Source organism: Streptantibioticus cattleyicolor NRRL 8057 = DSM 46488 (assembly GCF_000240165.1).
Classification (GTDB): Bacteria; Actinomycetota; Actinomycetes; order Streptomycetales; family Streptomycetaceae; genus Streptantibioticus; species Streptantibioticus cattleyicolor.
On sequence record NC_017585.1, the window covers coordinates 883322 to 903446 of the forward strand.

Here is a 20125-nt window from a genome sequence, read left to right on the forward strand (position 1 = left end):
ACCCGGCGGCCCCGACCCCGACCGCCCCGCGCCCCCGGTGGACTACCCTTCCGCCCCGCGTCCGTCCCTCGGGCCGAACGCCGCCAGCGCCTCCGTGTCCGTCGCCCGGGCGCGCACGTAGTAGTCGGCCCACTCGGCGATGGCGGGGTAGCCGCAGTCGCGGGTGAGGCGGGCGATGGCGGCGTCGGTGTCGTAGGGGGTGCGGCGCAGGTCGACGCCGGGGCCGAGGAGGGCCCAGTGGGCGCCGGAGCGGCCGTAGGGCATGCCGACGCTGCCGGGGTTGACCACCAGGCGGCCGTGGGCGAGGCGGACGAAGGGCATGTGGGTGTGGCCGCAGATCACGGCGTCCACGTCGGGGCCGAGGCCGTCGAAGACCTCACGCCAGCGGTCCGGACGCGAGTCGACCACCACCACCTCCTCGTCGTCCCGTGGTGTGGCGTGGCAGAAGAGCACCGTGCCCAGCCCGGCCACCGGCAGCCGCACCGAAAGCGGCAGGGAGGCCAGCAGCTCCAGGTGGTCGGGGCGGAGCTGCCGCGCGGCCCACGGGCCGATGGGGTCGGGGATCGTCTCGCGTACCCCGCGCCGGAACTCCACCAGTTCGCGGTCGGCGTTGCCGGCGACCCAGGTCACCCGGTCGCCCAGCGCGGTCAACAGGTCGAGCACCTCGGCCGGTTGCGGGCCGCAGGCGATGTCACCGGTGAGGACGACGCGGTCGGCGGCCCGCACCTCGGGCTCGGCGAGCACGGCTTCCAGTGCGGGAAGCACCCCGTGGATGTCGGAGAGTACGGCTGTTCGGTTCGTCATGATCCGACTGTGCCGTGCGGAGCGCGGGACGCCGCCGGTGTTCGCCCGGCGCGTAGCCGCCGCCCCGGGGTGTCACCACAGATCGCGCCGCGACCGCCGGGAGACCACCCCCATCAGCAGCGCCACCACGACCAGCAGCGCAGCGGGGACGCCCGCCTCCGGCCACGGGCGCCCGTCCGTCCAGTGCTGTACCAGCAGGGCGACCGCGCCGCCCGCCACCGCCAGGACCGTCAGCCGTAACCACCATGCGAGAGTGTTCATGGTCCGCGCCTACCCCGCGTTCCGGCGGCCACCCGTACCGCCCCGGCGGGCGTACCGCCCGGGACGGGTGCGCCGGGTGTCACCGGCGTGGTCCGGGGTACGCGGCAGACATGTCCGGTCGGCCGTACCCGCCCGCCGGAGGTCGCCTGTGACCTCTTCGGCCGGGCTGCCCGTGCTCAGCAGCCTCGACGACCTCGCGCGGCTCGCCGACGGCAGCCGCGGGCTGTACGTGCGCTGGTCCCGCGGCCCCCGCTACGACCTGCGGGAGACCGGGAGCGCCGACAGCCTCACCGGCATCTCGCTGCCCGGCCTGTCGGCGAACCCGCTCGACGTGGACGACTGGTGGGCCGGCCGCCCGCTCCGGCTGTGGGTGGCCCGCCGCCTGTACGACTACTGCCACCTGCGCCACGACATCGGTCCCGGGGTCCGCCCCTGGGTGCTGCGCGGCCGGGAGGTGGGACGCGGCCCCGACAACGAACCGCTGCTCACCGACGTACGCCCGATCGCCTGGATCGACCCCGAGGTGATCCACGAGGCCCGCGACGAGGTCGCCCGGCAGCGTGGCGACTGGGGCCCGCTGCGCCGCCCCCCGCAGGCGTCCGGGGGCTGACCGCCCCGCGCCCGGTAACGGCGTTGTCCGGGCGTCCGGACCGCCGTTATGATCACGGACGTGACTGCCGGGTCGGCCTTGGGCCACGCACGAGTGAGGGTCCCGGCCTCGGCTTGACGCCGGGGTGGGGACGAGGCCCGCCCGTCTTCCGTGTCTTCGTTTCCGGCGCCCACGCGTGGCGCCTCGCTCCCGCAGTTTCCGAAGACTGGAGAGACACCTGATGACACCGCACGACTCCGCGTCGCCCACCGCGACCGTCCGCCTCGACCACACCGCCGTCTACGCCTCCGACCGCTACCTGTCGGCGGAGTTCATCGCCGCGATCCTCGGCCTGGAGGTCGGCAAGCCGTTCGGGCCGTTCCTCCCCGTCGACCTCGGCAACGGGGTGACGCTCGACTACTACGAGAAGCGCGACGAGCCGATCCAGTCGCAGCACTACGCCTTCATCGTCCCCGAGGACCGGTTCGACGCCGTGATCGACCGGCTGGAGACCGTCGGCGTGACGTACTACGCCGACCCCGCGCACACCGAACCGGGCCGCGTCAACGGGCTGTTCGGCGGCCGGGGCGCGTACTTCGCCGACCCGGACGGACACAACATGGAGGTCATGACGCGCCCCTACGTCCGCCCCTGACCCCCGCCCCCCGCCGGGACGGGCCGGTCAGGGCACCGCCGCGCCGGCCAGCAGCGACTCGTCCTGCCGCAGGATGGCCCGCTCCAGGCCGGCGAGGCGGGGGCCGGGGCGGACGGCCAGCTCGTCGGCGAGCACCCGCTGCGCCCTGCGGTAGACGGCGAGCGCGTCGGACTGGCGGCCGGAACGGTACAGGGCGAGCATCAGGTCGGCGTAGGCCGCCTCGCGCAGCGGATGCTGGGCGATGAGGTCGAGGAGTTCGCCGATGGCCGTCTCGTGGCGGCCGAGCGCGAGGTCGAGCCCGGCGCGCTGCTCCAGGGCGAAGACCCGTTCCTCCTCCAGCCGGCGGGCCCGGGGCTGGAGTCCGGCGCCCGCCGCCGCGCCGAGGGCGGGGCCGCGCCACAGCGCCAGCCCCTCGTCGACCCGGGCCCGGGCCTGGGCCAGCCGCCCGTCCCGCTGCAACTCCCGGGCGGTCAGCACCGCGTGCCGGAACCGGTCGCTGTCGAGTTCGTAGTGGGCCGGGTCGAGCAGGTAGCCGGCCGGGGTGGAGCGGACGACGCACTGCGGCGCGCCCACCGAGGCGAGCGCCCGGCGGATCATCCACACGCTGGTCTGGAGCTGCCGGGCGGCGGTGCGCGGCGGCTCGTCCGCCCACAACGAGGCGATCAGCCCCGCGGTGGAGAGCACCCGTCCGGCCTCCAGCGCGAGCGCGGCCACCACCCTCAACTGGCGCCGCCCGGTCACCGGCACCGGCCGCGTGCCGCAGGCCAGCTCCACCGGGCCGAGCAGGCGGATCCGCACGGTGCCCGCCCGCGCCCAACAGTCGTCTGCGTCCATCAGTGGATCCCCCCAAACCCGCGAACGCGGCGGGACCGCCGGCACAGGCCGGTCAAGCCTGTGTCAAGGATTCGTCAAGTGCAGTGTAGGCAGCGGCAGTTGGCCGGTCAACGAAGCGGCTGGTCACGGCTTCGAGTACGGCGGCAGGGCTTCGGGCACGGCTCAGGGACGCGCGTACAGCTCCCGGTAGGACGGGTGGACCCCGCCGGGGGTGTCCACCCCGGTGGCGGCCAGGACGGCGTGGACCACGGCGCGGGTGAGGACGTCGGCGCCGGCCGCCAGCACCTCGTTGAGCGCGCCGGCCTCCAGGTGGACCCCGAAGGCGCGGGCCGCCGTGGCGTCCGGCCGGTCGGGCAGGAGCGGCCGGCGGCCGGTGGAGAGCGCGAAGACGGTGTCGCCGTCGGAGAGCAGGTGCACCGGGCGCACCGCCCGGGCCAGCCCGTCGTGCGCGGTGCCGGCCAGCTTCTGGGCCTGGGCGCGGGTGAGCGTGGCGTCGGTGGCGACCACGGCGAGCGTGGTGTTGAGGGTGGCGGCGCCGCCGGCCCGGCGCCGGGCGGTCTCCTCGGCGGCCTCGGCCAGCCGTGCCCGCGCCCGGGCGTGCGTGTCGGCGCCGATCGCGTCCGGCACCCCGTATCCGGCGAACTCCCCGGGCAGTCCGGTACGGGCGCCGTAGAGCACGCCGGTGGCCGGATCCACCGCGGAACCGGCCGCGTTGACGGCGGCGAGCGCGGCCACCGTGGCGCCGGAGTCCAGCACCACGCTGGCCGTGCCGATGCCGCCCTTGAGCCCGCCGACCACCGCGCCGGTGCCCGCGCCCACCCCGCCCTGCTCCACCGGGTCACCCTCCGGGCGGGCGGCGGCGGCCTCGACGGCGGCCCGGCCCAGCGCGGCGTCCGGCCGCGCCCGCCACGTACCGCCCCGGCCCAGGTCGAACAGGGCCGCCGCGGGCACCACCGGAACCACCTGGGACGGGTCGGCGCCGACCGGGAACCCCCGGCCCTGTTCCTCCAGCCAGGCCGCCACCCCGCCCGCCGCGTCCAGCCCGAAGGCGCTGCCGCCGGTGAGCACCACGGCGTCGATGGTCTGCACGAGGTTGCGCGGATCGAGGGCGTCGGTCTCCCGGGTGCCGGGGCCGCCGCCGCGGACGTCCACGGCGGCCACCGCACCGCCGGGCGGAGCGAGCACCACGGTGACCCCGGTGAGCCAGCCGTCCCCGGTACGCCCGGCGTGGCCGACCCGCACCCCGGGTACGTCGGTCAGCCCGTTGTGCGGACCCGGCACGCCGCCGATGCCCCCGCTGTTCGCGCTCACCCGGTGAACTCCCTTCAGCCCGCGGGCCCTTGATCCGGCCTCGGGGTCCACTCCAGCACACCGTGCGGCCCGGGAACACCCCCGTGGCACGGGATCCGCGATCAGAGCGTGAACGCGTCGCAGTACTGCGGTTCGGTCACCGCGCACCCCGGGCCGAGCGCGCGTACCTGGTCGCGGAAGGAACGCATCTGCCCGGGGTCCACGCTGGCCGGCCGGAACAGCGGGGTGTCGAGCTGGTCGTGGTGGGTGGGGATCACGTGCGGCGGATGGCCGAGCGCGGTGAGCACCCGCTCCAGATAGCGGTGGGTGGCCCCGCACGGCGGCACCGCGACGATGGCCACGTGGGGCCGCAGCCCGGTCAGCTCCCGCTCGATGACGTTGGCGGTGCCGATGTTGACGACGCTCGCCCCGCTGTCCGAGGTGATGTGGTACGCGAGCGTGCCGCCCTCCAGCAGGTCGCCGACGGTACGGGCGCGGCGCGGCGGCGCGGTGAGCGTGCCGGGGGCGAAGTAGCGGTGGTCGGGGCCCATGCTGTGCAGGCTGGGCAGGACGCGTACCGCGAAGTCGCCGAAGTCCAGGTATTCGCCGCCACGGGCCCAGATGACCCGGTCGGTGGGGGCGCCCATGGCGGTGAGCAGATGGGCGTGGGTCTCGGTGGCCACCACCGGGGCGGACGGGAACTTCCGCATCACGTACGGCAGATCGCCGATGTGGTCGTAGTGGCCGTGGGTGAGCAGGATCAGATCGGCGGCGCGCAGGTGGCGGTCGACGGCGGAATGGTCGACGGTGAGCGGGGTGTCCGGGTCCACCCGTCCGTCCGGCCGCTGCGCGGTGAAGCGGGTCAGCCACGGGTCGACCAGCACGGTGCGCCCGCCGAAGCCGATCTCCCAGGCGTTGGTGCCGAACCACCGCAGCCGGGTCGTGCCGCCGACCGGACCGGGCCGGGCGGCGGCGGCCGGACGCGCCCCGAGGGAGCCGAACCCGGCGGCGAGCCCGGAGATCCCCGCCAGCGAGGTGCCGATCAGCCCGCGTCTGCTGGGGCCGGCCCCGGCGGTCCCGGCGCGGGCGCGGAGGAGACGGTGACTACCCATGGCTGACGCGACCTCACTCTCGGTGGCTGCGCCGCCCATCATGGCAGGGCCCCGGGGACCCCGCGCACCGGGAGTCCACGGGGGAGTGTCTTTTTCGGCGATCAGGGTGATGGCGGACGGCCCCGGTGCCTACGCTGACCCGGTGGACCTCGATCGCGTGTACCCACGACACCGAACTGATGTTCCGACCTGGCTGACCGGCCTGGCCCGGCAAGCGGCCGACGACAGCCCTCCCGAGCTGGTGCGCTACCTCCTCGACGACCCCGCCCGGGGCCGCCCCTCCGCCGTGCTGGTGCTCTTCGGCACCGGCGACGCCGGGACCGACCTGCTCCTCGTACGACGCTCCCGCACCCTGCGCTCCCACCCCGACGAGGTGTGCTTCCCGGGCGGATCGGTGAGTGCGGGCGACCGCGACGTGGTCCACACCGCGCTGCGCGAATCCGCCGAGGAGACCGGGCTCGACCCGGCAGGCGTCGCGGTGGCCGGCACCCTGCGCCCGCTGCGCATCGCCTGGACCGACTTCCGGGTCACCCCGGTGCTCGGCTGGTGGGGCGCCGAGGCCGAACCGCGCGGTGACCGCGGCGAGGTGGTCTCGGTGCACCGGGTGCCGCTCGCCGAGTTCGCCGACCCCGCCAACCGGTTCCGGGTGCGCTACCAGGACGGTTACATCAGCCCCGGGTTCCTGGTGCGGGAGCTGTTCGTGTGGGGGTTCACCGGGAGCATCGTCGACTGGCTGATGCGGCTGGCCGGCTGGGGGCGGCCGTGGGACACCTCCCGGATCGAGGAGCTGCCGGACGCGCTGCGCCGGTACGGCGGCGGTTTCGGTCGCTGACGGGCCATCAATTTCCGTACGCGCCAAGGCGAAAGCCCGCACCGGAGGGCGGTCCGGTGCGGGCGGCTCGGTGTCGCGGTGACGGGGCGCGCCCTCACCCGCCGCGGACCAGGTCGCCGACGAGCGGGAACGAGGTCATCGGCTCGCCGCGCATCGTCACCCCGTCGCGCACGTAGACCACCACGTAGGCGCGGCGCGGTCCGTCGCTGAGGTTGGGCCCCGAGCCGTGCAGCGTGTTGACGCTGTGCACCAGGGCGTCCCCGGCGGGGGCCGGGTAGGCCACCGGCTCCTGCTCGGTACGGGCCTCGATCATCACCGCGCCCTCCTCGGGACGCACGTGCTCCACCCGGCCGTGGCGGTGGCTGCCGAGGACGTAGTGGACGCACCCGTTCTCCACGGTGGCGTCGTCCAGCGCCATCCACACCGTGATGGCCTCCGGCGGGTCCAGGTGCCAGTAGCGGTTGTCCTGGTGGAGCACCATGCGGCTGCGGTCGCCCTTGCCCGGCGGCTTGTAGAAGACGTGGTCGCGGTAGAGCCGTACCGGCCCGCCGAGCAGCGCCTCGGCCCGGTCCGCCAGGTCGGCCCTGGCCACCTGGGCCGCGCACGCCTCGTCGGTCCGCCACAGGTTGATCTTGTGCAGCAGGGCCAGGTCGAGCGGGCGGCCCTGGCGTTCGGACAGATCGCGTACCCCGTCGGCGGGGTGGCCGTCGCGGAAGAAGGCACGCTCCACCGAGGACCGCAGCGCGTCGATCTGATCAGGCGTCAGCAGGCGGCCCCAACGCACCACTCCGTCACGGGCGAACGCCGCTCGTTCGCCGGACGTGGAACCGACGGTCCGGTCCGTGGCGTCTGCCGTGTCATGTGAGGCGGTCATCCGCACCTTCCCATCACCATCCGACGAGCGCACGTGATCTGGCCTCAGCGATGCTGCCACACCAACCCGGCCGCAGGGAGTGTCCCCGGCGCATCGCGGTGATGGCCCGCGGGCATGGCCGCCCGTTCCAGACCGATCCCATGTCCTCACGGCATTGGCGCGACCCGGTAAAGGCATTGGACCGGGCATTACGGCCCATGTTCATCTGGTGAAGACTTCTTCCCAACTGCCGCTGACCGACGGCGCAAGTCCCGGGAACCGCCGCCGGCTTCGAACCCGTCCTGCTGCCCCGGCGCCAAGCCGCCGACCGGGCAGGAGCGCTTCTTCACGCCACGGAATCCCCGTGTGCGCGGGGCTGCCGGCGGTCGGCCCCGCCACGCCCGGGGCTCTCCAACCGCAGGAGGCAGACCTGACATGCAAGTTCTCCTCGTGAACGCCCGCCGGTCACCGTACTCGGGAGAGTCGATCTCCGCTCCGCAACTGGGCCTGCTGTCGCTCGCCTCGGTGCTCCGGGAAGGGACCTTCCACGACACCGCCGGCACCGACGTGCACTTCATCGACGACCAGCTCTTCGTCCTCCAGCGCCCGCTGTCCACCCCCAGCGAGTTCCTGCGCGGCTACCGGCCGGACATCGTCGGCATCCAGGTGCTCACCTCCAGCCTGAAGAACGGCATCAAGCTCGCCTCCGAGGTACGCCACCGCCACCCCAACGCGCTCACCGTGCTCGGCGGCGTCGGCGCCAGCCCCATCGCCCGCAAGCTCATCGAGGAGAACGCCGCCGACGTGGTGGTGCGCGGCGAGGGCGAGTACTCCTTCTCCCAACTCGTCCACGAATTCGGCAAGAACGGCCGGAAGAACTTCGCCAAGGTCCGCGGCATCACCTTCCGCGACGACGAGGGCGAAGTGGTGGAGACCCCCGCCGCCCCGCAGGTGGTCAACCTCGACAAACTCCCCAAGCCCGCCCGCGACCTGGCCGACCTCGACCTGTACCGGCGGATCTCCCGGGGCCGCTCCGGCAACCTGGTCACCAGCCGCGGCTGCTCCTACGCCTGCGCGTACTGCTACTCCAAGCACCAGTGGGGCGTCGGCCAGCGCCGGCACAGCGCGGCCCGGGTGGTCGACGAGATCCGCGAACTGGTCGAGGTGTACGGCTTCGACCGGATACGCATCGAGGACGACGACTTCGTCGAGGACGTCCCGCGCATGCAGGAGCTGTGCGACGGCATCGCCAAGTCCGGACTCCAGGGCAAGTTCGAGTGGGAGGCCAAGGCCCGCCCGGACCTGATCAACGACGACATGGCCCGCATGCTGCGCGAATCCGGCTGCTTCCGGCTGCTGGTGGGCGTGGAGACACTGAGCTGGAACCTGCTCAAGCGGCTCGGCCGCCCGGTCAAGGTGGACGTCACCGAACGCGCCATCAGCTGCCTGACCAACAACGGCATCGGCGTGCAGGCCACCATGATCCTGGGCATCCCCGGCGAGACCGACGAGGCGATGCGCACCACCATCACCTGGCTCCAGGCCCGGCTCGGCAAGAACAAGCACGACCTCGTCTCGCCCTGCTTCTTCGTCCCCTTCCACCAGGAGGTGGAGAAGGACATGGCCAAGCGGGTCGACTTCACCGTCGAGACCAGCGACACCGACTGCTACACCGGCCACATCCCGGTCACCTCCAGCATGGGGGCCTCCATCGACGAGCTGTGGAAGCTCTACGACGACATGACCCCCAGCCGCAGCCAGGGCCAGTACAAGCGGATCGCGTTCCTCGCCAACCTCCAGACCGTGCAGACCCGCCTCGGCCTGCTCGACGGCGACGGCGCGAGCAACCTGTCGAACGAACCGGCCGCACTGGTACCGGAGGTCCAGTGACGACCGTCACCACCGGACACGCCGGCCCGCAGCGGGCCGGCGCCGTCCTCGACGTCCCGGCCTACGCCGGGCGCCGGCCGGTGATGTCCAGCAGGCCGGCCGCGCTCACCGGCACCACCGGCGAGACGGTGGCCCGGGTCGGGGCGGCCGGCCGGCTCGTCCAGTTCCAGATGGCCCAGGAGGCCGCCGCGGTCGCCCGGCGGCTGCGCGCCACCGACGACGACGCCTGGTTCGCGCTGCTGCGCCGCGCCGCGGACACGCTCACCGCACGCGTCGCCGACGGCACCGCGCAGCCGTGGCTGACCGCCCTCTCCGCGGCGAGCGGGCTGCCTCCCCGGCGCGCCGCCCGCGGCATCGAGACCGTCGCCGCCGACCTGGCCCGGATGGACGAGATCCTCGCCGCCCAGTCACCGGACGGCACCGTCGCGGCCTACCGCACCGGCGGCCACCACCCCCGCTGGAGCTGGCGCCCGGCCGGCCGCTCGGTGCTGGTCAAGGTCGCCGACAACTTCCCCACCATCAACATCGAATGGCTCCAGGCGCTCGCCGCCCGCCGCCCGGTGCTGCTGTCCACCTCCCGGCACGACCCGTTCACCCCGGTGCTGCTCACCGAGGCGCTGTACGAGGCCGGGCTGCCCGAGCACGCCGTCTCGGTGGTGCACGGCGACGCCCCGGCGCTGCGCCGCCTCGCCGACCAGGTGCTCTGGCCCGGCGAGGACGTCCCCGCCGACCTGCCGCCGGGCAAGGCGAAGACCTACCACTTCGGCCGCAGCCGGGCGGTGGTGGGCGCCGGCGCCGCCGACGACGCGTGGCCCCGGCTGGCCCGGGCCGCCTTCGCCGGCTGCGGACGGCTGTGCACCAACGTCAGCTCGGTGATCGCCCTCGGGGACGCCCGCCAGGCCGCCGACCGCCTCGCCGAGGAGTTCGCCACCCGGCCGGTGCTGCCGCTGGACGACCCGGCGGCCACCGTACCGGCGTTCCCGGACCGGGCGCGGCGCGACGCCCTCGCCACCCGCATCGAACGGGAGATCGCGGCCGGTGCCGTCGACGTCACCGAGGCCGTCACCGGGGTGCCGCTGCGGGTCGAGGTGGACGGCGCCGCCTTCCTGCGCCCCACCGTGCTCCTTGTCGACCCGGGGTCACCGCTCTTCGGCACCGAACTGCCGTTCCCGTTCACGGCCGTTGCCCACGTGCCGCGCTCCAAGGCGGTGGCCGCCTGCGCCGGTTCGCTGATCGTCTCGGTCCTCGGCGACGCGGCCGGACTGCTCGGCGCGCTGGCCGAGGAGCCCGGGGTGGACAAGGTCTTCGGCGCCGAGGAGTACGACCGCGGCTACCACCCGTGTGACCCGCACGAGGGCTACCTCGCCGACTTCCTGTTCCGGAAGAAGGCGGTCATCCCGGGCGCGGCCGGGTGAGCGGAAGCCAGGACAGCGACGTACGAGGGAGACTGCTGATGCCAAGTCCGTCCAAGCTCCGTCCGATCACCGACGAGGACGTGCGACGGGCCGTACGACTCCACTTCGACCCGCAGGACGGCACCCCGTACTGGCTGGAGCGCGACCGGCGCGACGGCACCGACGCACTGCGCAAGGTGCACGGCATGCTGGACGCCCAGCAACTGATCGGCTTGCGCGACGGGCCGGACCAGGCACACTTCGAGGAGGCGTCCCGGCGCACGCCACTGGCGAACTTCGTGCCGCGCCGCGTCCTCACCGAGGGCGGACCGCTGTGGGCCGCGCAGACCGGCGGCACCACCGGACCCGCCAAACACGGCACCTGGGGCGCCCGTTACTGGGCCGACATCCTGGAGTTCTCCGACGAGTTCCTCGACCTGCACGGCGTGCCGCGCGGCGTCGACTGGCTCTTCGTCGGCCCGATGGGACCGCACACCACCGGACGGCTGGTGGTCGCCTTCGCGGAACGCCGGGGCGGGATGTGCTTCTCCGTCGACCTCGACCCGCGGATCGTGAAGATCTTCGGCGAGGAAGGCATGACGGCCGCCTATGACCGCTACGTCCAGCACATCTGGGACCAGGTCGCCGAAGTCGCCCGCGCCCAGCGGATCGGGGTGCTCTTCTGCACCTCACGGCTGCTGGAGATGCTGCCGGAACGCCTCGGCACCGAAGCGCTGCCGGGGCTTCGCGCCATCGTCCACGCCGGCACCACCATGGAGCCGGAATCCCACCGCCAACTGCGCGAGGACTTCTTCCCCGGGGTCCCCGTGGTCGGCATGTACGGCACCTCCACCACCGGCATCAGCTGGCAGAAGCCGTTCGAGCCGGAGGACGACCACCACGTGGTCTACGTGCCCTGCCAGCCGCACATCGCCCTGGACGCGGTCGACGACGACGGCAACGAGGTGCCGTTCGGCGAGGAGGGCCGGGTCCGCGTCTGGCGGCTCACCGACGACGCCCTGCTGCCCGGCTTCCTCGAACGCGACCGGGCCCGCCGCGTCCAGCCCTACGGAGCGGCCGCGGAACGCTACCCGTGGCCCTGGCTGGGCGACCCGTACAGCCCCGAATTCACCGAGGGACGCCGGATCGAGGGGGTCTACTGACATGGCCGGATTCCTGCTGCGCTGCCGCCCGGAGGGTGCCGTCCCGCAACACCTCGGCGCCGGCACCGGGCTCGCCACCGAGGTGACCCGGGACGGCGCCGACGTCCTCGTGGTCCACGGCGACCCGCTCACCCCGGGCGGCCAGGCGCCGATCCACGCCCCGCTGGACGAACTGATCGCCTGGACGGTCCGCGCCTACTCCCGCTTCTGCGCGGTGCTGGTACGCGACGACCGCGCGGTGCTGTGGAGCGACAACGGCGCCACCTGCCCGCTGCACTACGCCCGCGGCGCCGACGACACCCTGCTGGTCGCCACCTCGGCCGGCGCCCTGCTGCCGCTGCTGGGCACCGCTCCGGTGCTGGGCGAGGGCGACCGCGCGGTGCTGCCCGGCGGCCGGTTCGCCGGGGTCACCGCCGTCCCCGCGGGCACCGCGGTCACCCTCGCGGTGGCCGGGTTCGACACCGAGCCCCTGCTCACCCGCCGCTACCACCGGCTGCCCGCCCGGCCCACCGAGACCGACCCCGAACGCGCCGTCACCGCCGTCCGCGACGCGCTGACCCACGCGGTCGGCCGCCTCGCCACCGGGCTGACCGAGGCCGGGGTGATGCTCAGCGGCGGCGTGGACTCCTCCTCGGTGGCCGCGCTCGCCGCCCGCGAGGTGACCTCGCTGTCCACGTACACCGTGGGCACCCCGTTCGGCGACGAGTTCGCGCAGGCCGCCTGGTTCGCCGAACGGCTCGGCAGCAAACACCACGAGCTGGTCTTCGAACCGGAGCAACTGACCGCGCTGCTGCCGGAGATGATCCGCTCGCTGGAGACCTGGGACCTGCTCACCCTCCAGATCGCCGCCCCCGCCTGCTTCCTGCTGGGCCACATCGCCACCGGCGCCCGCCAGGTGATGCTCTCCGGTTACGGCGCCGACCTGATCTTCGCCGGCCTCGGCGGCACCGGCACCGAGACCCGGATCGAACGCTCGGTCGCCGCCCAGACCGCCGCCACCGCCGTCAGCAACGAGTTCAACCCCGCCTACGCCGACGCCCGCGACGTGGTGGTGCGCTACCCGTACTGGACCCGCGAGGTGATGTCCACCGCGCTCGGCATCCGCGGCCGGCTCAAGGTGCGCCCCGACACCGCGAAGTGGGTGCTGCGCAGCGCGGTCACCGGCATCCTGCCGGACGAGGTCGCCTGGCGCCCCAAGCGCGGCATCCACGAGGGCACCGCCATGAGCCGCATGTTCGCCGCCGCCCTGGGCAGCGACGACCGGCACACCCAGGCAAGGCGGCTGTACGAGATGGCCACCGAGGTCTTCCGCGACACCGCTGCCGGTACCGACGAGTTGGAGGGATCCGATGAGGGTCTTGCTGGTGTGGCCTCGTAACGAGCGGGCCCTCCTCAGCGACCGGCTCAGCTGTTGTGAGCCGCTGCCGCTGGAATACCTGGCGGGCGCCCTGCGCGGCGCCCACGACGTCACCATCCACGACCTGCGGGTGGACACCTCCCTGGAGGAGTACGCCGCCACCCACGAGGCGCCCGACCTGATCGGCGTCGCCATCCCCTACACCACCAGCGTCCGGGTCTCCCGGGACGTGACCCACCAGGCCCGGCGGCTGTGGCCGGGCACCCCGATCGTGCTGGGCGGCCACCACCCGACCGTCAGCGCCGAGTGGCTGACCGGGTTCGCCGCCGACTGGATCGTGGCCGGCGAGGGCGGCGGACCACTGGCCCACCTCGCCGCCGAACTGGAGGCCGGCCGCACCCCCGCCCCGGTACGCGGCCTCGCCCCCTACGACGCCCGCACCGGGCTCGAACGCGACCGGCGCCCCAAGCCGTCCGCCCTCGACGACCTGCCGATGCCGGACCGCACCCGCCTGGCCCACCACCGCGGACGCTACTTCCACTCCATCTACCGGCCGGTGGCGCTCATCCGCTTCACCGCCGGCTGCCCGTACACCTGCAAGTTCTGCTCGCTGTGGCGGATGACCGACCGCCGCTACCTGGTCAAGGACATCGACCGGGTGCTCGCCGAGATCGCCGACATCGACGGCGACAACCTCTACGTCGTCGACGACGAGGCGTTCATCCAGCCGGTCCGCATGCTGGAACTGGCCGACGCCATCGACAAGGCGGGCTTCCGCAAGAAGTTCCACATGTACGTACGCACCGACACCGCGCTGCGCCGCCCCGACGTGATCGCCCGCTGGGCCGAGATCGGGCTGGACTCGGTGCTGGTGGGTGCCGAGTCGATGACCGACGAGGAACTGACCGGCTACCGCAAGGGCACCGACCCCGGCCAGACCAGGCGCGCGCTGGACCTCTTCCACGGCAACGGGGTCAAGGTCCGCGCCAACTTCATCGTGCAACCCGACTGGTCCGAGGCGGACTTCGCCCGGCTCGGCCGCACGGTCGACGAACTCCAGGTGGACATGCCCAGCTTCTCGGTGCTCACCCCGCTGCCGGGCACCGACCTGTACGACGAGGCCAAGCTCGGGCTGATCAGCGACAACCCCGAACTCTTCGACTGCTACCACTCGCTGTTCCGCACCCGGCTGCCGCTGGAGCGGTTCTACGGCGAACTGGCCGACCTGCTGGCCGGCGCCAGCGCCCGTACCGCGCCCGGGGTGACCGGGGAGAGCGACCCGTCGGTCTTCTACTACTCCGACGACGACGCCTTCGACCAGATGCTGCGGGAACTGCGACGCGGCGCCGACTGGTCGCACCCGCGCGAGAGCTGGTCGCCGACGCGCGAGCCCGAGACGGTCGCCGGCACCGGATGACACCGCCCGGTGCCCGCAGCCGGCAACAGCCCCGAACCCGAGGAGCCGTGAGAGCATGACCGTCCCCGCCGCGCGCAGCGGTCGCAAGGTGTACTTCATCGGCCTCAACGCGGTGCCGTTCCTGCCCCTGGTGGCCGGTCTGCTGCGCACCTACGCGGAACAGGATCCGCGCGTCGCGGCCGGATACGACTTCCAGGAACCGGTGTTCCTGGTCGACGGGGTCCAGGAGATGGCCGCCGGGATCACCGACCCGGACGTGCTGGCGCTCTCCTGCTACGTGTGGAACTTCCGCCGCCAGATGAAGGTGGCCCGGCTGGTCAAGGAACGCCACCCGGGGATGCTGGTGGTCGCCGGCGGCCCGCACGTCCCCGACCGGCCCGGTGACTTCTTCGCCCGCCACCCCTACGTCGACGTGCTCGTGCACGGCGAGGGCGAGACGGCCTTCCGGGAACTGCTCATCGAGCGGCTGGCCGACCACCCCGACTACACCAGGGTGCCGGGCGTCTCGGTACGCCACGGCACCGAGGCGGTGCCCGGCCGCCCGGCCGAGCGGCTGCCGCGCCGCATCGAGACCCCCAGCCCCTACCTGCTGGGCGTGATGGACGGCGCGGTGGCCACCTGCCGCCAACGCGACCTGCGGTTCTACGCGCTGTGGGAGACCAACCGCGGCTGCCCCTACTCGTGTGCCTTCTGCGACTGGGGCTCGGCCACCATGAGCGCGCTGCGGCTCTTCGACGCCGAACGCCTCCAGGAGGAGATCGAGTGGTTCGCCGAACACGACGTCGAGGACCTCTTCGTCTGCGACGCCAACTTCGGCATCCTCCCCCGTGACCTGGAGATCGCGCGCGCCCTCGCCGACGCCCGGGCGGCCACCGGGGCACCCAAACTGATCCGGGTCAACTTCGCCAAGAACTCCAACGACCGGGTCTTCGAGATCAGCAAGACCTGGCACGACGCCGACCTGCTGATGGGCACCACCTTGTCCATGCAGTCCACCGACCTCGACGTGCTGGAGGCCATCGACCGCAAGAACATCGGCCTGGAGAACTACCGCAAACTCCAGCAGCGGTACGCCACCGAGAACATCCACACCTACACCGAACTCATCCTCGGCCTCCCGCTGGAGTCACCGCGCAGCTTCCGGGACGGCATCGGCTCCCTGCTGGAAGCCGGCAACCACGAGGACATCCGCGTCTACGAGTTCGGCATCCTGCCCAACGCCCCCATCAACACCCCCGAGAAGATCGCCGGTTACGGCCTGCGAACCGTACCCAAGCGGCTCTACGTCGAAGAGCCCGGCACCCCGGACGACGAGGCGGAGACCGTGGACATGGTGATGGAGACCAACGCCATGTCCCGGGACGAATGGGTCGACTGCTTCGGCTTCGTCCAGGCCGTGCAGTTCCTGCACAACGGCTGCTACACCCGCTATCTGTCGATGTACCTGCGGCAACGCCACGACATCGGCTACACCGCCTTCTACGAACGGCTCCAGCAGTACTTCGGCGCCCGCCCCGACACCGTGCTCGGCTCGATCTACCTGCGGATGCGCAAGCTGTACCACGACTACATCGACATCCCCGAACTGCCGCTGGCCAACCTGGTCGCCAGCCAGCCCGACATGGCCGCCGACCTCGCCCGGTACGGCAAGCGGCGCGGCTGGACCATCGACAACTGGGGCTGGCTGCGGATCGCCAACGACTTCGAACGCACCTACACCGAACTGCGTGACTTCGTGGCCGCCCTCGGCGTGGACGACACCAGCGACCCCGACCTCGCCGAGGTCTTCCGGTTCCAGCAGGACGTGATGCTGCGCCCCGACTACGACCCGGCGGCCGGCCGCACCACCGAGTACACCGCCGACTGGCCCGGCTACTTCACCACCGGCGAGCTGCGCAGGCGCCCGGTCCGGATGCGCCTGGCCGACCAGCGCTTCGGCGCCAACGGCCGCTACACCCCGGTACCCGGCGACCTCAAGGCGTTCGCCCGCGCCGCCATCGGCCCCAGCTACCCGGTCTCCCGCATCGGCCACTACCGGCACCGGTTCGAAGCCGCCGAGGTCACCTCGCCGGCCGAGCCCGTCCTGACCGAGCAGCGGTGAGCGCACCGGCGCACGGCTCCCCGGCGCGCGGCGCGAGCACCGTGGCGCTGGCCGTACTGGCCAGCGCCTGCGGGCTGTTCGCGCTCATGCAACTGGCCGTGACGATGCTGCTCACCCAGTTGCGGCACGGCTTCGGCGTCGGCGCGGCGGACACCGGCTGGGTGGTCTCCGGCCACCTGCTGGTGGCGTGCGTGGCCACCCCGGTGGTGGGGCGCCTGGGCGACCTGTACGGCAGGCGCCGGGTACTGCTGGCGGTGCTCGCCGTCTTCGCGGCCGGCGGCGCGGTGGCCGCGAGCGCCGACACCTTCGGGCTGCTGCTGGCCGCTCGGCTGGTGATGGGCGTGGCCGGCGGCCTCTTCCCGCTCGCGGTCGGCCTGGTGCGGGAGGGGTTCCCGGCGGGTGCGCTGGCCGGCCCGTTCGGGGTGCTCTCCGCGTCGTTCGGGGTCGGCGGCGGCGCCGGCATCATGCTGGCCGGGGTGGTGGAGGGCGACCCGGACGGCTACCGCTGGGTGTTCGCCACCGGCGCGGCGCTGGCCGCGCTGCTGCTGCTCATCGGCGCGGCGGTGCTCCCGGAGACCCCGCGCCGGGCCGGCCAGCGCCTCGACGCCCCCGGGCTCACCCTGCTCGCCGTCAGCAGCGCCCTGGTGCTGCTGGCGCTGGGCAGATACGGGCGCGACGGGATCGGCTCGGTCACCGGCAGTACGCTGCTGGCCGGCGCCGTGGTGAGCGGGGCCGCGCTGCTCGCCTGGGAACGGCGCACCACCACGCCGATGATGGACCTGCGGCTGATGAGCCGCCGGCCGATCTGGACACTCAACGCGGTCAGCCTCCTCACCGGCCTGGTGATGTTCGTGACCGGGACGTTCCCGCCGGCCATCGCCGAGGCTCCGCGCTCGGCCGGCGGCCTCGGGGTGGCCGGGCTCGGTGTGATCGTGGTGATGATGCCGATGGAGATCGGCACGCTGGGCGGCGGGCTGCTGTCCGGACGGCTGGGCCGCGTGCTGCCGCCCCGGGCCGTGATGGTCACCGGCACCGTGCTCTTCGCCGCCTCCGCCGTGGTCTTCGCCTTCCTGCCGGTCAGCATGGCCTCCCTCGCCCTGGGCACGCTGCTCAACGGCGCGGCCACCGGTGTCCTCGGCGGCGCGATGACCGAGCTGATCACCCTGGCCTCGCCGGGCGGCACCACCGGGGTGGTGGTCGGCACCAACAGCCTGCTGCGCAGCCTCGGCGGCTCCTTCGGCGTCCAGGCCGGCTCCATGGTGCTCGCCGCCGGCACCACCGGCGACCATCCGAGCCCCGCCGCCTACACGCTCGTCTTCGCCGGCACCGCGGTGCTCGGCGCGCTCGGGATCTGCGCCGGTTCCGCCTTCCCCCGCGCCGCCCGCTCGAACGGGCACACCACCGGCACCAACCCCCCACCGCGGGCACGGTTGACCGGCTGACGTGACGGGAAGGTTACGGACCCGACAACTGTGCGAGCGCTTCCCCCCTCCTCGCCCACCGCCCGAAGCCGGCACCACAGCGCACAGGAGCAGCGAATGTTCGATCTGAGACGTTCGGATGTAGCACTGTTGCAAGCCGTAGCCGACCACGGAAGTCTGCACGCCGCACAACGCCAGGGCTGGGTCACCCAGTCGTCCGCCAGCCGCCGCCTCACCCGGCTGGAACGCCGGCTGCGTACCGTCCTGGTCTCCCGGGGCTCCACCGGCGCCCGGCTCACCGACGAGGGCCACGCCCTGCTGCACGCCGGCCAACGCCTGCTCGGCGCCATCGACTTCGCCATGGCCAACGCCGCCGACACCGACGAACCCGGCCCGCGACTGCGCGTCCTGCAGATGGCCGTCTCCACCGAATACACCTGCGAGGCCGGTGAGGAGCCGGCGGTCGGCTTCCCCGACGTCGTCTTCGACCTGGTGCCCGCCGCCCGCCAGGACGTGTGGTCGCGCTTCGACCGCTACGCCGTGGACGCCGCCTGCGGTTGGGCCCGCTCCACCCCGGCGCTGCGACGCTACGGCGCCGACGTGCGCCTGGTCGTCGAGGAGCCGCAATGGGTGGCGGTGCCCCGCGGCCATCCCCTCGCCGGCCGCGGCGCCCTCGGCCTGGAGGACCTCGCCGAGGCCGAATGGGTCGCCATCGTGGGCGAGTCCACCCACGAGGACCTGGCCCGTGCCTTCGCCCGGCACGGGCTCACCCCACGCGTCGGCTGCACCGTCCACTCCCGCAGCGCCGCCGCCGACCTGGTGGCACGCGGCTACGGCTTCGCCCTGGTCTCCCCGCTGTGCGCGGCCCCGGTCGAGGACGCCGGGTACGCGCTGCGCCCGCTGCGCCAGCAGGTCGTGCGCCGCCTCTTCCTCGCCACCGATCCGCTGCTGCTGCCCGAGGCGCTCGCCCGTGACCTGTGTACCGGGCTGCAGCGGCGCTACGTCCAGCACGCTGCCGAACGCAACCCCGGCTATCTGCGCTCCACCACCTTCCCGTTACCCGCCGCTGACCTGTCGGCGCCGCCGCCTGGCCGGTCCGCCGCCACCGAGCCCGACGGCCCCCGCGACCCGCTGCCGTTCCTGGTCTGCGAACGCCACTGGACGGCCGAGGGCCCCTCCTCGCTGGTCGAGGCGGAACACCTCTACCTGCTGCGGGTCATCGAACGCACCGGCAGCCTCAACCGCGCCGCGTCCGACCTGCTGATCACCCAACCCGCCCTCACCCGGCGCATCCACCGCCTGGAACAGGTCTGCGGACGCACCCTGGTGCACAGCGCACCCCGCGGCACCTGCCTTTCCCCCATGGCCCGCCGGCTGCTGCACTGCACCGAGGCCGCCGAGGACCGGCTCGACACCCTCGTCGCCGCGCTGCGCCGGGCCGCGGCGAGCACCACGCCACCCCTGCCCCGTCAACGCCCGGCCGGCAGCGGCGAGACGTCGAAGAACCGGGCCAGCTCCCTGCTGCTCTCCTCCACCGAGGTGTGCTGAACGGCGGTCATCCCCACCGCCGCCGCGGCCCGCACGTTGCGTCCCAGATCGTCCAGGAAGACACACCGCCGCGGCGCCACCCCGAGCCGCCGCGCGGTGTACCGGTAGATCTCCGGCTCCGGCTTGCGCATCCCCACCTCGCAGGAGATGACCACCTCGTCGAAGAGGCCGTCCCAGCCGGTGCGGTCGTAGGTGTGGCCCCAGGAGTTGGAGAGCAACGCCACCGCCGCCCCCGAGGCGCGCACCCGGCGCACCAGCTCCACCATGGCGCCGGCCATGGTGAACGGCTGGAACATGCGCTGGATCAGCCCCTCGGCGGGCGGCCCGGTGCCGTCCGGGCGGCGCAGCGACTCCGCCAGCGTCACCTCCAGCTCGGCCACCGGCACCTCACCGCGCTCCACCCGGTGGAAGACGGAGGCCGCCGCGCCACCGGGCGCACCCGGACCGAGGTGCCGGGCCAGCAACGCGTGGAAGGCGTCGGCGTCCACCCCGTCCCGCGCGGCCCACTCGGCGATCCCGGCGTAGAACGGCTGGGTCAGCACACCGCCCCAGTCGACCAGCAGGGCGCCCGCCGGACTGGACGCTGCACACACCATCGGCACAC

Annotated in this window: 18 protein-coding genes; 11 read left to right on the forward strand and 7 right to left on the reverse strand. The window is 73.5% G+C overall.

Annotated features, from left to right (window positions below):
* Positions 1 to 42: 42 nt before the first annotated feature.
* The gene (locus SCATT_RS31585; protein ID WP_014151297.1) at positions 43 to 804 is read right to left on the reverse strand and encodes a metallophosphoesterase family protein; all 762 of its coding nucleotides are present in this window, start codon (positions 802 to 804) and stop codon (positions 43 to 45) included.
* Positions 805 to 876: 72 nt separating this feature from the next.
* On the reverse strand, positions 877 to 1023 hold the full coding sequence (locus SCATT_RS38275) for a hypothetical protein (protein WP_014626912.1): 147 nt from the start codon (positions 1021 to 1023) through the stop codon (positions 877 to 879).
* 190 nt (positions 1024 to 1213) lie between these two features.
* On the opposite strand from SCATT_RS38275, the gene SCATT_RS31595 reads away from it, so the two are divergent.
* Together SCATT_RS31595 and SCATT_RS31600 are read left to right on the forward strand one after the other, a co-directional pair.
* Positions 1214 to 1675, forward strand: coding sequence for a DUF6098 family protein (locus SCATT_RS31595; protein ID WP_014151295.1), 462 nt, complete (start codon positions 1214 to 1216; stop codon positions 1673 to 1675).
* 220 nt (positions 1676 to 1895) lie between these two features.
* Complete coding sequence (locus SCATT_RS31600; protein ID WP_014151294.1) at positions 1896 to 2309, forward strand: VOC family protein; 414 nt, start codon at positions 1896 to 1898, stop codon at positions 2307 to 2309.
* 27 nt (positions 2310 to 2336) lie between these two features.
* Here the strand turns inward: SCATT_RS31600 and SCATT_RS31605 are convergent, their stop codons facing one another.
* The 3 genes from SCATT_RS31605 to SCATT_RS31615 form a co-directional block, all read right to left on the reverse strand.
* Positions 2337 to 3143, reverse strand: coding sequence for an AfsR/SARP family transcriptional regulator (locus tag SCATT_RS31605; RefSeq protein WP_014151293.1), 807 nt, complete (start codon positions 3141 to 3143; stop codon positions 2337 to 2339).
* A gap of 162 nt (positions 3144 to 3305) precedes the next feature.
* On the reverse strand, positions 3306 to 4454 hold the full coding sequence (locus SCATT_RS31610; RefSeq protein WP_014151292.1) for a P1 family peptidase: 1149 nt from the start codon (positions 4452 to 4454) through the stop codon (positions 3306 to 3308).
* A 101-nt stretch (positions 4455 to 4555) separates the two neighbouring features.
* Positions 4556 to 5545, reverse strand: coding sequence for an MBL fold metallo-hydrolase (locus tag SCATT_RS31615; RefSeq protein ID WP_014151291.1), 990 nt, complete (start codon positions 5543 to 5545; stop codon positions 4556 to 4558).
* A gap of 142 nt (positions 5546 to 5687) precedes the next feature.
* Here SCATT_RS31615 and SCATT_RS31620 point away from each other — a divergent pair, with 142 nt between their 5' ends.
* A complete protein-coding gene (locus SCATT_RS31620) occupies positions 5688 to 6377 on the forward strand; it encodes an NUDIX hydrolase (RefSeq protein ID WP_231904909.1) in 690 nt (229 codons plus the stop codon).
* Positions 6378 to 6471: 94 nt separating this feature from the next.
* Here the strand turns inward: SCATT_RS31620 and SCATT_RS31625 are convergent, their stop codons facing one another.
* Positions 6472 to 7251, reverse strand: coding sequence for a phytanoyl-CoA dioxygenase family protein (locus SCATT_RS31625; RefSeq protein WP_014151289.1), 780 nt, complete (start codon positions 7249 to 7251; stop codon positions 6472 to 6474).
* 414 nt (positions 7252 to 7665) lie between these two features.
* Here SCATT_RS31625 and SCATT_RS31630 point away from each other — a divergent pair, with 414 nt between their 5' ends.
* From SCATT_RS31630 to SCATT_RS31665, 8 genes are all read left to right on the forward strand, one after another.
* Positions 7666 to 9120: a B12-binding domain-containing radical SAM protein gene (locus SCATT_RS31630; protein ID WP_014151288.1), complete on the forward strand. Its 1455-nt coding sequence runs from the start codon at positions 7666 to 7668 to the stop codon at positions 9118 to 9120.
* Positions 9117 to 10535, forward strand: a complete 1419-nt coding sequence (locus SCATT_RS31635) for an aldehyde dehydrogenase family protein (RefSeq protein WP_014151287.1) — start codon at positions 9117 to 9119, stop codon at positions 10533 to 10535. Before SCATT_RS31630 ends, SCATT_RS31635 begins: the two co-directional genes overlap by 4 nt.
* Before the next feature lie 38 nt (positions 10536 to 10573).
* Complete coding sequence (locus SCATT_RS31640; protein ID WP_014151286.1) at positions 10574 to 11677, forward strand: AMP-binding protein; 1104 nt, start codon at positions 10574 to 10576, stop codon at positions 11675 to 11677.
* Between the two features lies 1 nt (position 11678).
* Positions 11679 to 13055 carry an asparagine synthase C-terminal domain-containing protein gene (locus tag SCATT_RS31645; RefSeq protein WP_014151285.1) on the forward strand — a complete coding sequence of 459 codons (1377 nt, stop codon included), beginning with the start codon at positions 11679 to 11681 and terminating at the stop codon, positions 13053 to 13055.
* Positions 13027 to 14451, forward strand: coding sequence for a B12-binding domain-containing radical SAM protein (locus tag SCATT_RS31650; RefSeq protein WP_014151284.1), 1425 nt, complete (start codon positions 13027 to 13029; stop codon positions 14449 to 14451). Before SCATT_RS31645 ends, SCATT_RS31650 begins: the two co-directional genes overlap by 29 nt.
* A 55-nt stretch (positions 14452 to 14506) precedes the next feature.
* A complete protein-coding gene (locus SCATT_RS31655) occupies positions 14507 to 16552 on the forward strand; it encodes a B12-binding domain-containing radical SAM protein (protein WP_014151283.1) in 2046 nt (681 codons plus the stop codon).
* Positions 16549 to 17994 carry an MFS transporter gene (locus SCATT_RS31660; protein ID WP_014626916.1) on the forward strand — a complete coding sequence of 482 codons (1446 nt, stop codon included), beginning with the start codon at positions 16549 to 16551 and terminating at the stop codon, positions 17992 to 17994. Before SCATT_RS31655 ends, SCATT_RS31660 begins: the two co-directional genes overlap by 4 nt.
* A gap of 129 nt (positions 17995 to 18123) precedes the next feature.
* Positions 18124 to 19521 (forward strand): LysR family transcriptional regulator, encoded by a 1398-nt coding sequence (locus SCATT_RS31665; protein ID WP_231904908.1) that lies wholly within the window; start codon positions 18124 to 18126, stop codon positions 19519 to 19521.
* On the opposite strand, the gene SCATT_RS31670 is transcribed toward SCATT_RS31665, so the two are convergent.
* Positions 19443 to 20117: an HAD family hydrolase gene (locus SCATT_RS31670; RefSeq protein WP_014151280.1), complete on the reverse strand. Its 675-nt coding sequence runs from the start codon at positions 20115 to 20117 to the stop codon at positions 19443 to 19445. The two genes, SCATT_RS31665 and SCATT_RS31670, sit on opposite strands and share 79 nt — an antisense overlap.
* Positions 20118 to 20125 lie beyond the last annotated feature (8 nt).

Excerpts from the sequence above, each read along its gene's own strand:
- SCATT_RS31585 (WP_014151297.1), bottom strand. The coding sequence starts at position 804 with ATGACGAACCGAACAGCCGTACTCTCCGACATCCACGGGGTGCTTCCC.
- SCATT_RS31600 (WP_014151294.1), top strand. The coding sequence starts at position 1,896 with ATGACACCGCACGACTCCGCGTCGCCCACCGCGACCGTCCGCCTCGAC.
- SCATT_RS31605 (WP_014151293.1), bottom strand. The coding sequence starts at position 3,143 with ATGGACGCAGACGACTGTTGGGCGCGGGCGGGCACCGTGCGGATCCGC.
- SCATT_RS31615 (WP_014151291.1), bottom strand. The coding sequence starts at position 5,545 with ATGGGTAGTCACCGTCTCCTCCGCGCCCGCGCCGGGACCGCCGGGGCC.
- SCATT_RS31625 (WP_014151289.1), bottom strand. The coding sequence starts at position 7,251 with ATGACCGCCTCACATGACACGGCAGACGCCACGGACCGGACCGTCGGT.
- SCATT_RS31630 (WP_014151288.1), top strand. The coding sequence starts at position 7,666 with ATGCAAGTTCTCCTCGTGAACGCCCGCCGGTCACCGTACTCGGGAGAG.
- SCATT_RS31640 (WP_014151286.1), top strand. The coding sequence starts at position 10,574 with ATGCCAAGTCCGTCCAAGCTCCGTCCGATCACCGACGAGGACGTGCGA.
- SCATT_RS31645 (WP_014151285.1), top strand. The coding sequence starts at position 11,679 with ATGGCCGGATTCCTGCTGCGCTGCCGCCCGGAGGGTGCCGTCCCGCAA.
- SCATT_RS31650 (WP_014151284.1), top strand. The coding sequence starts at position 13,027 with ATGAGGGTCTTGCTGGTGTGGCCTCGTAACGAGCGGGCCCTCCTCAGC.
- SCATT_RS31655 (WP_014151283.1), top strand. The coding sequence starts at position 14,507 with ATGACCGTCCCCGCCGCGCGCAGCGGTCGCAAGGTGTACTTCATCGGC.
- SCATT_RS31670 (WP_014151280.1), bottom strand. The coding sequence starts at position 20,117 with ATGGTGTGTGCAGCGTCCAGTCCGGCGGGCGCCCTGCTGGTCGACTGG.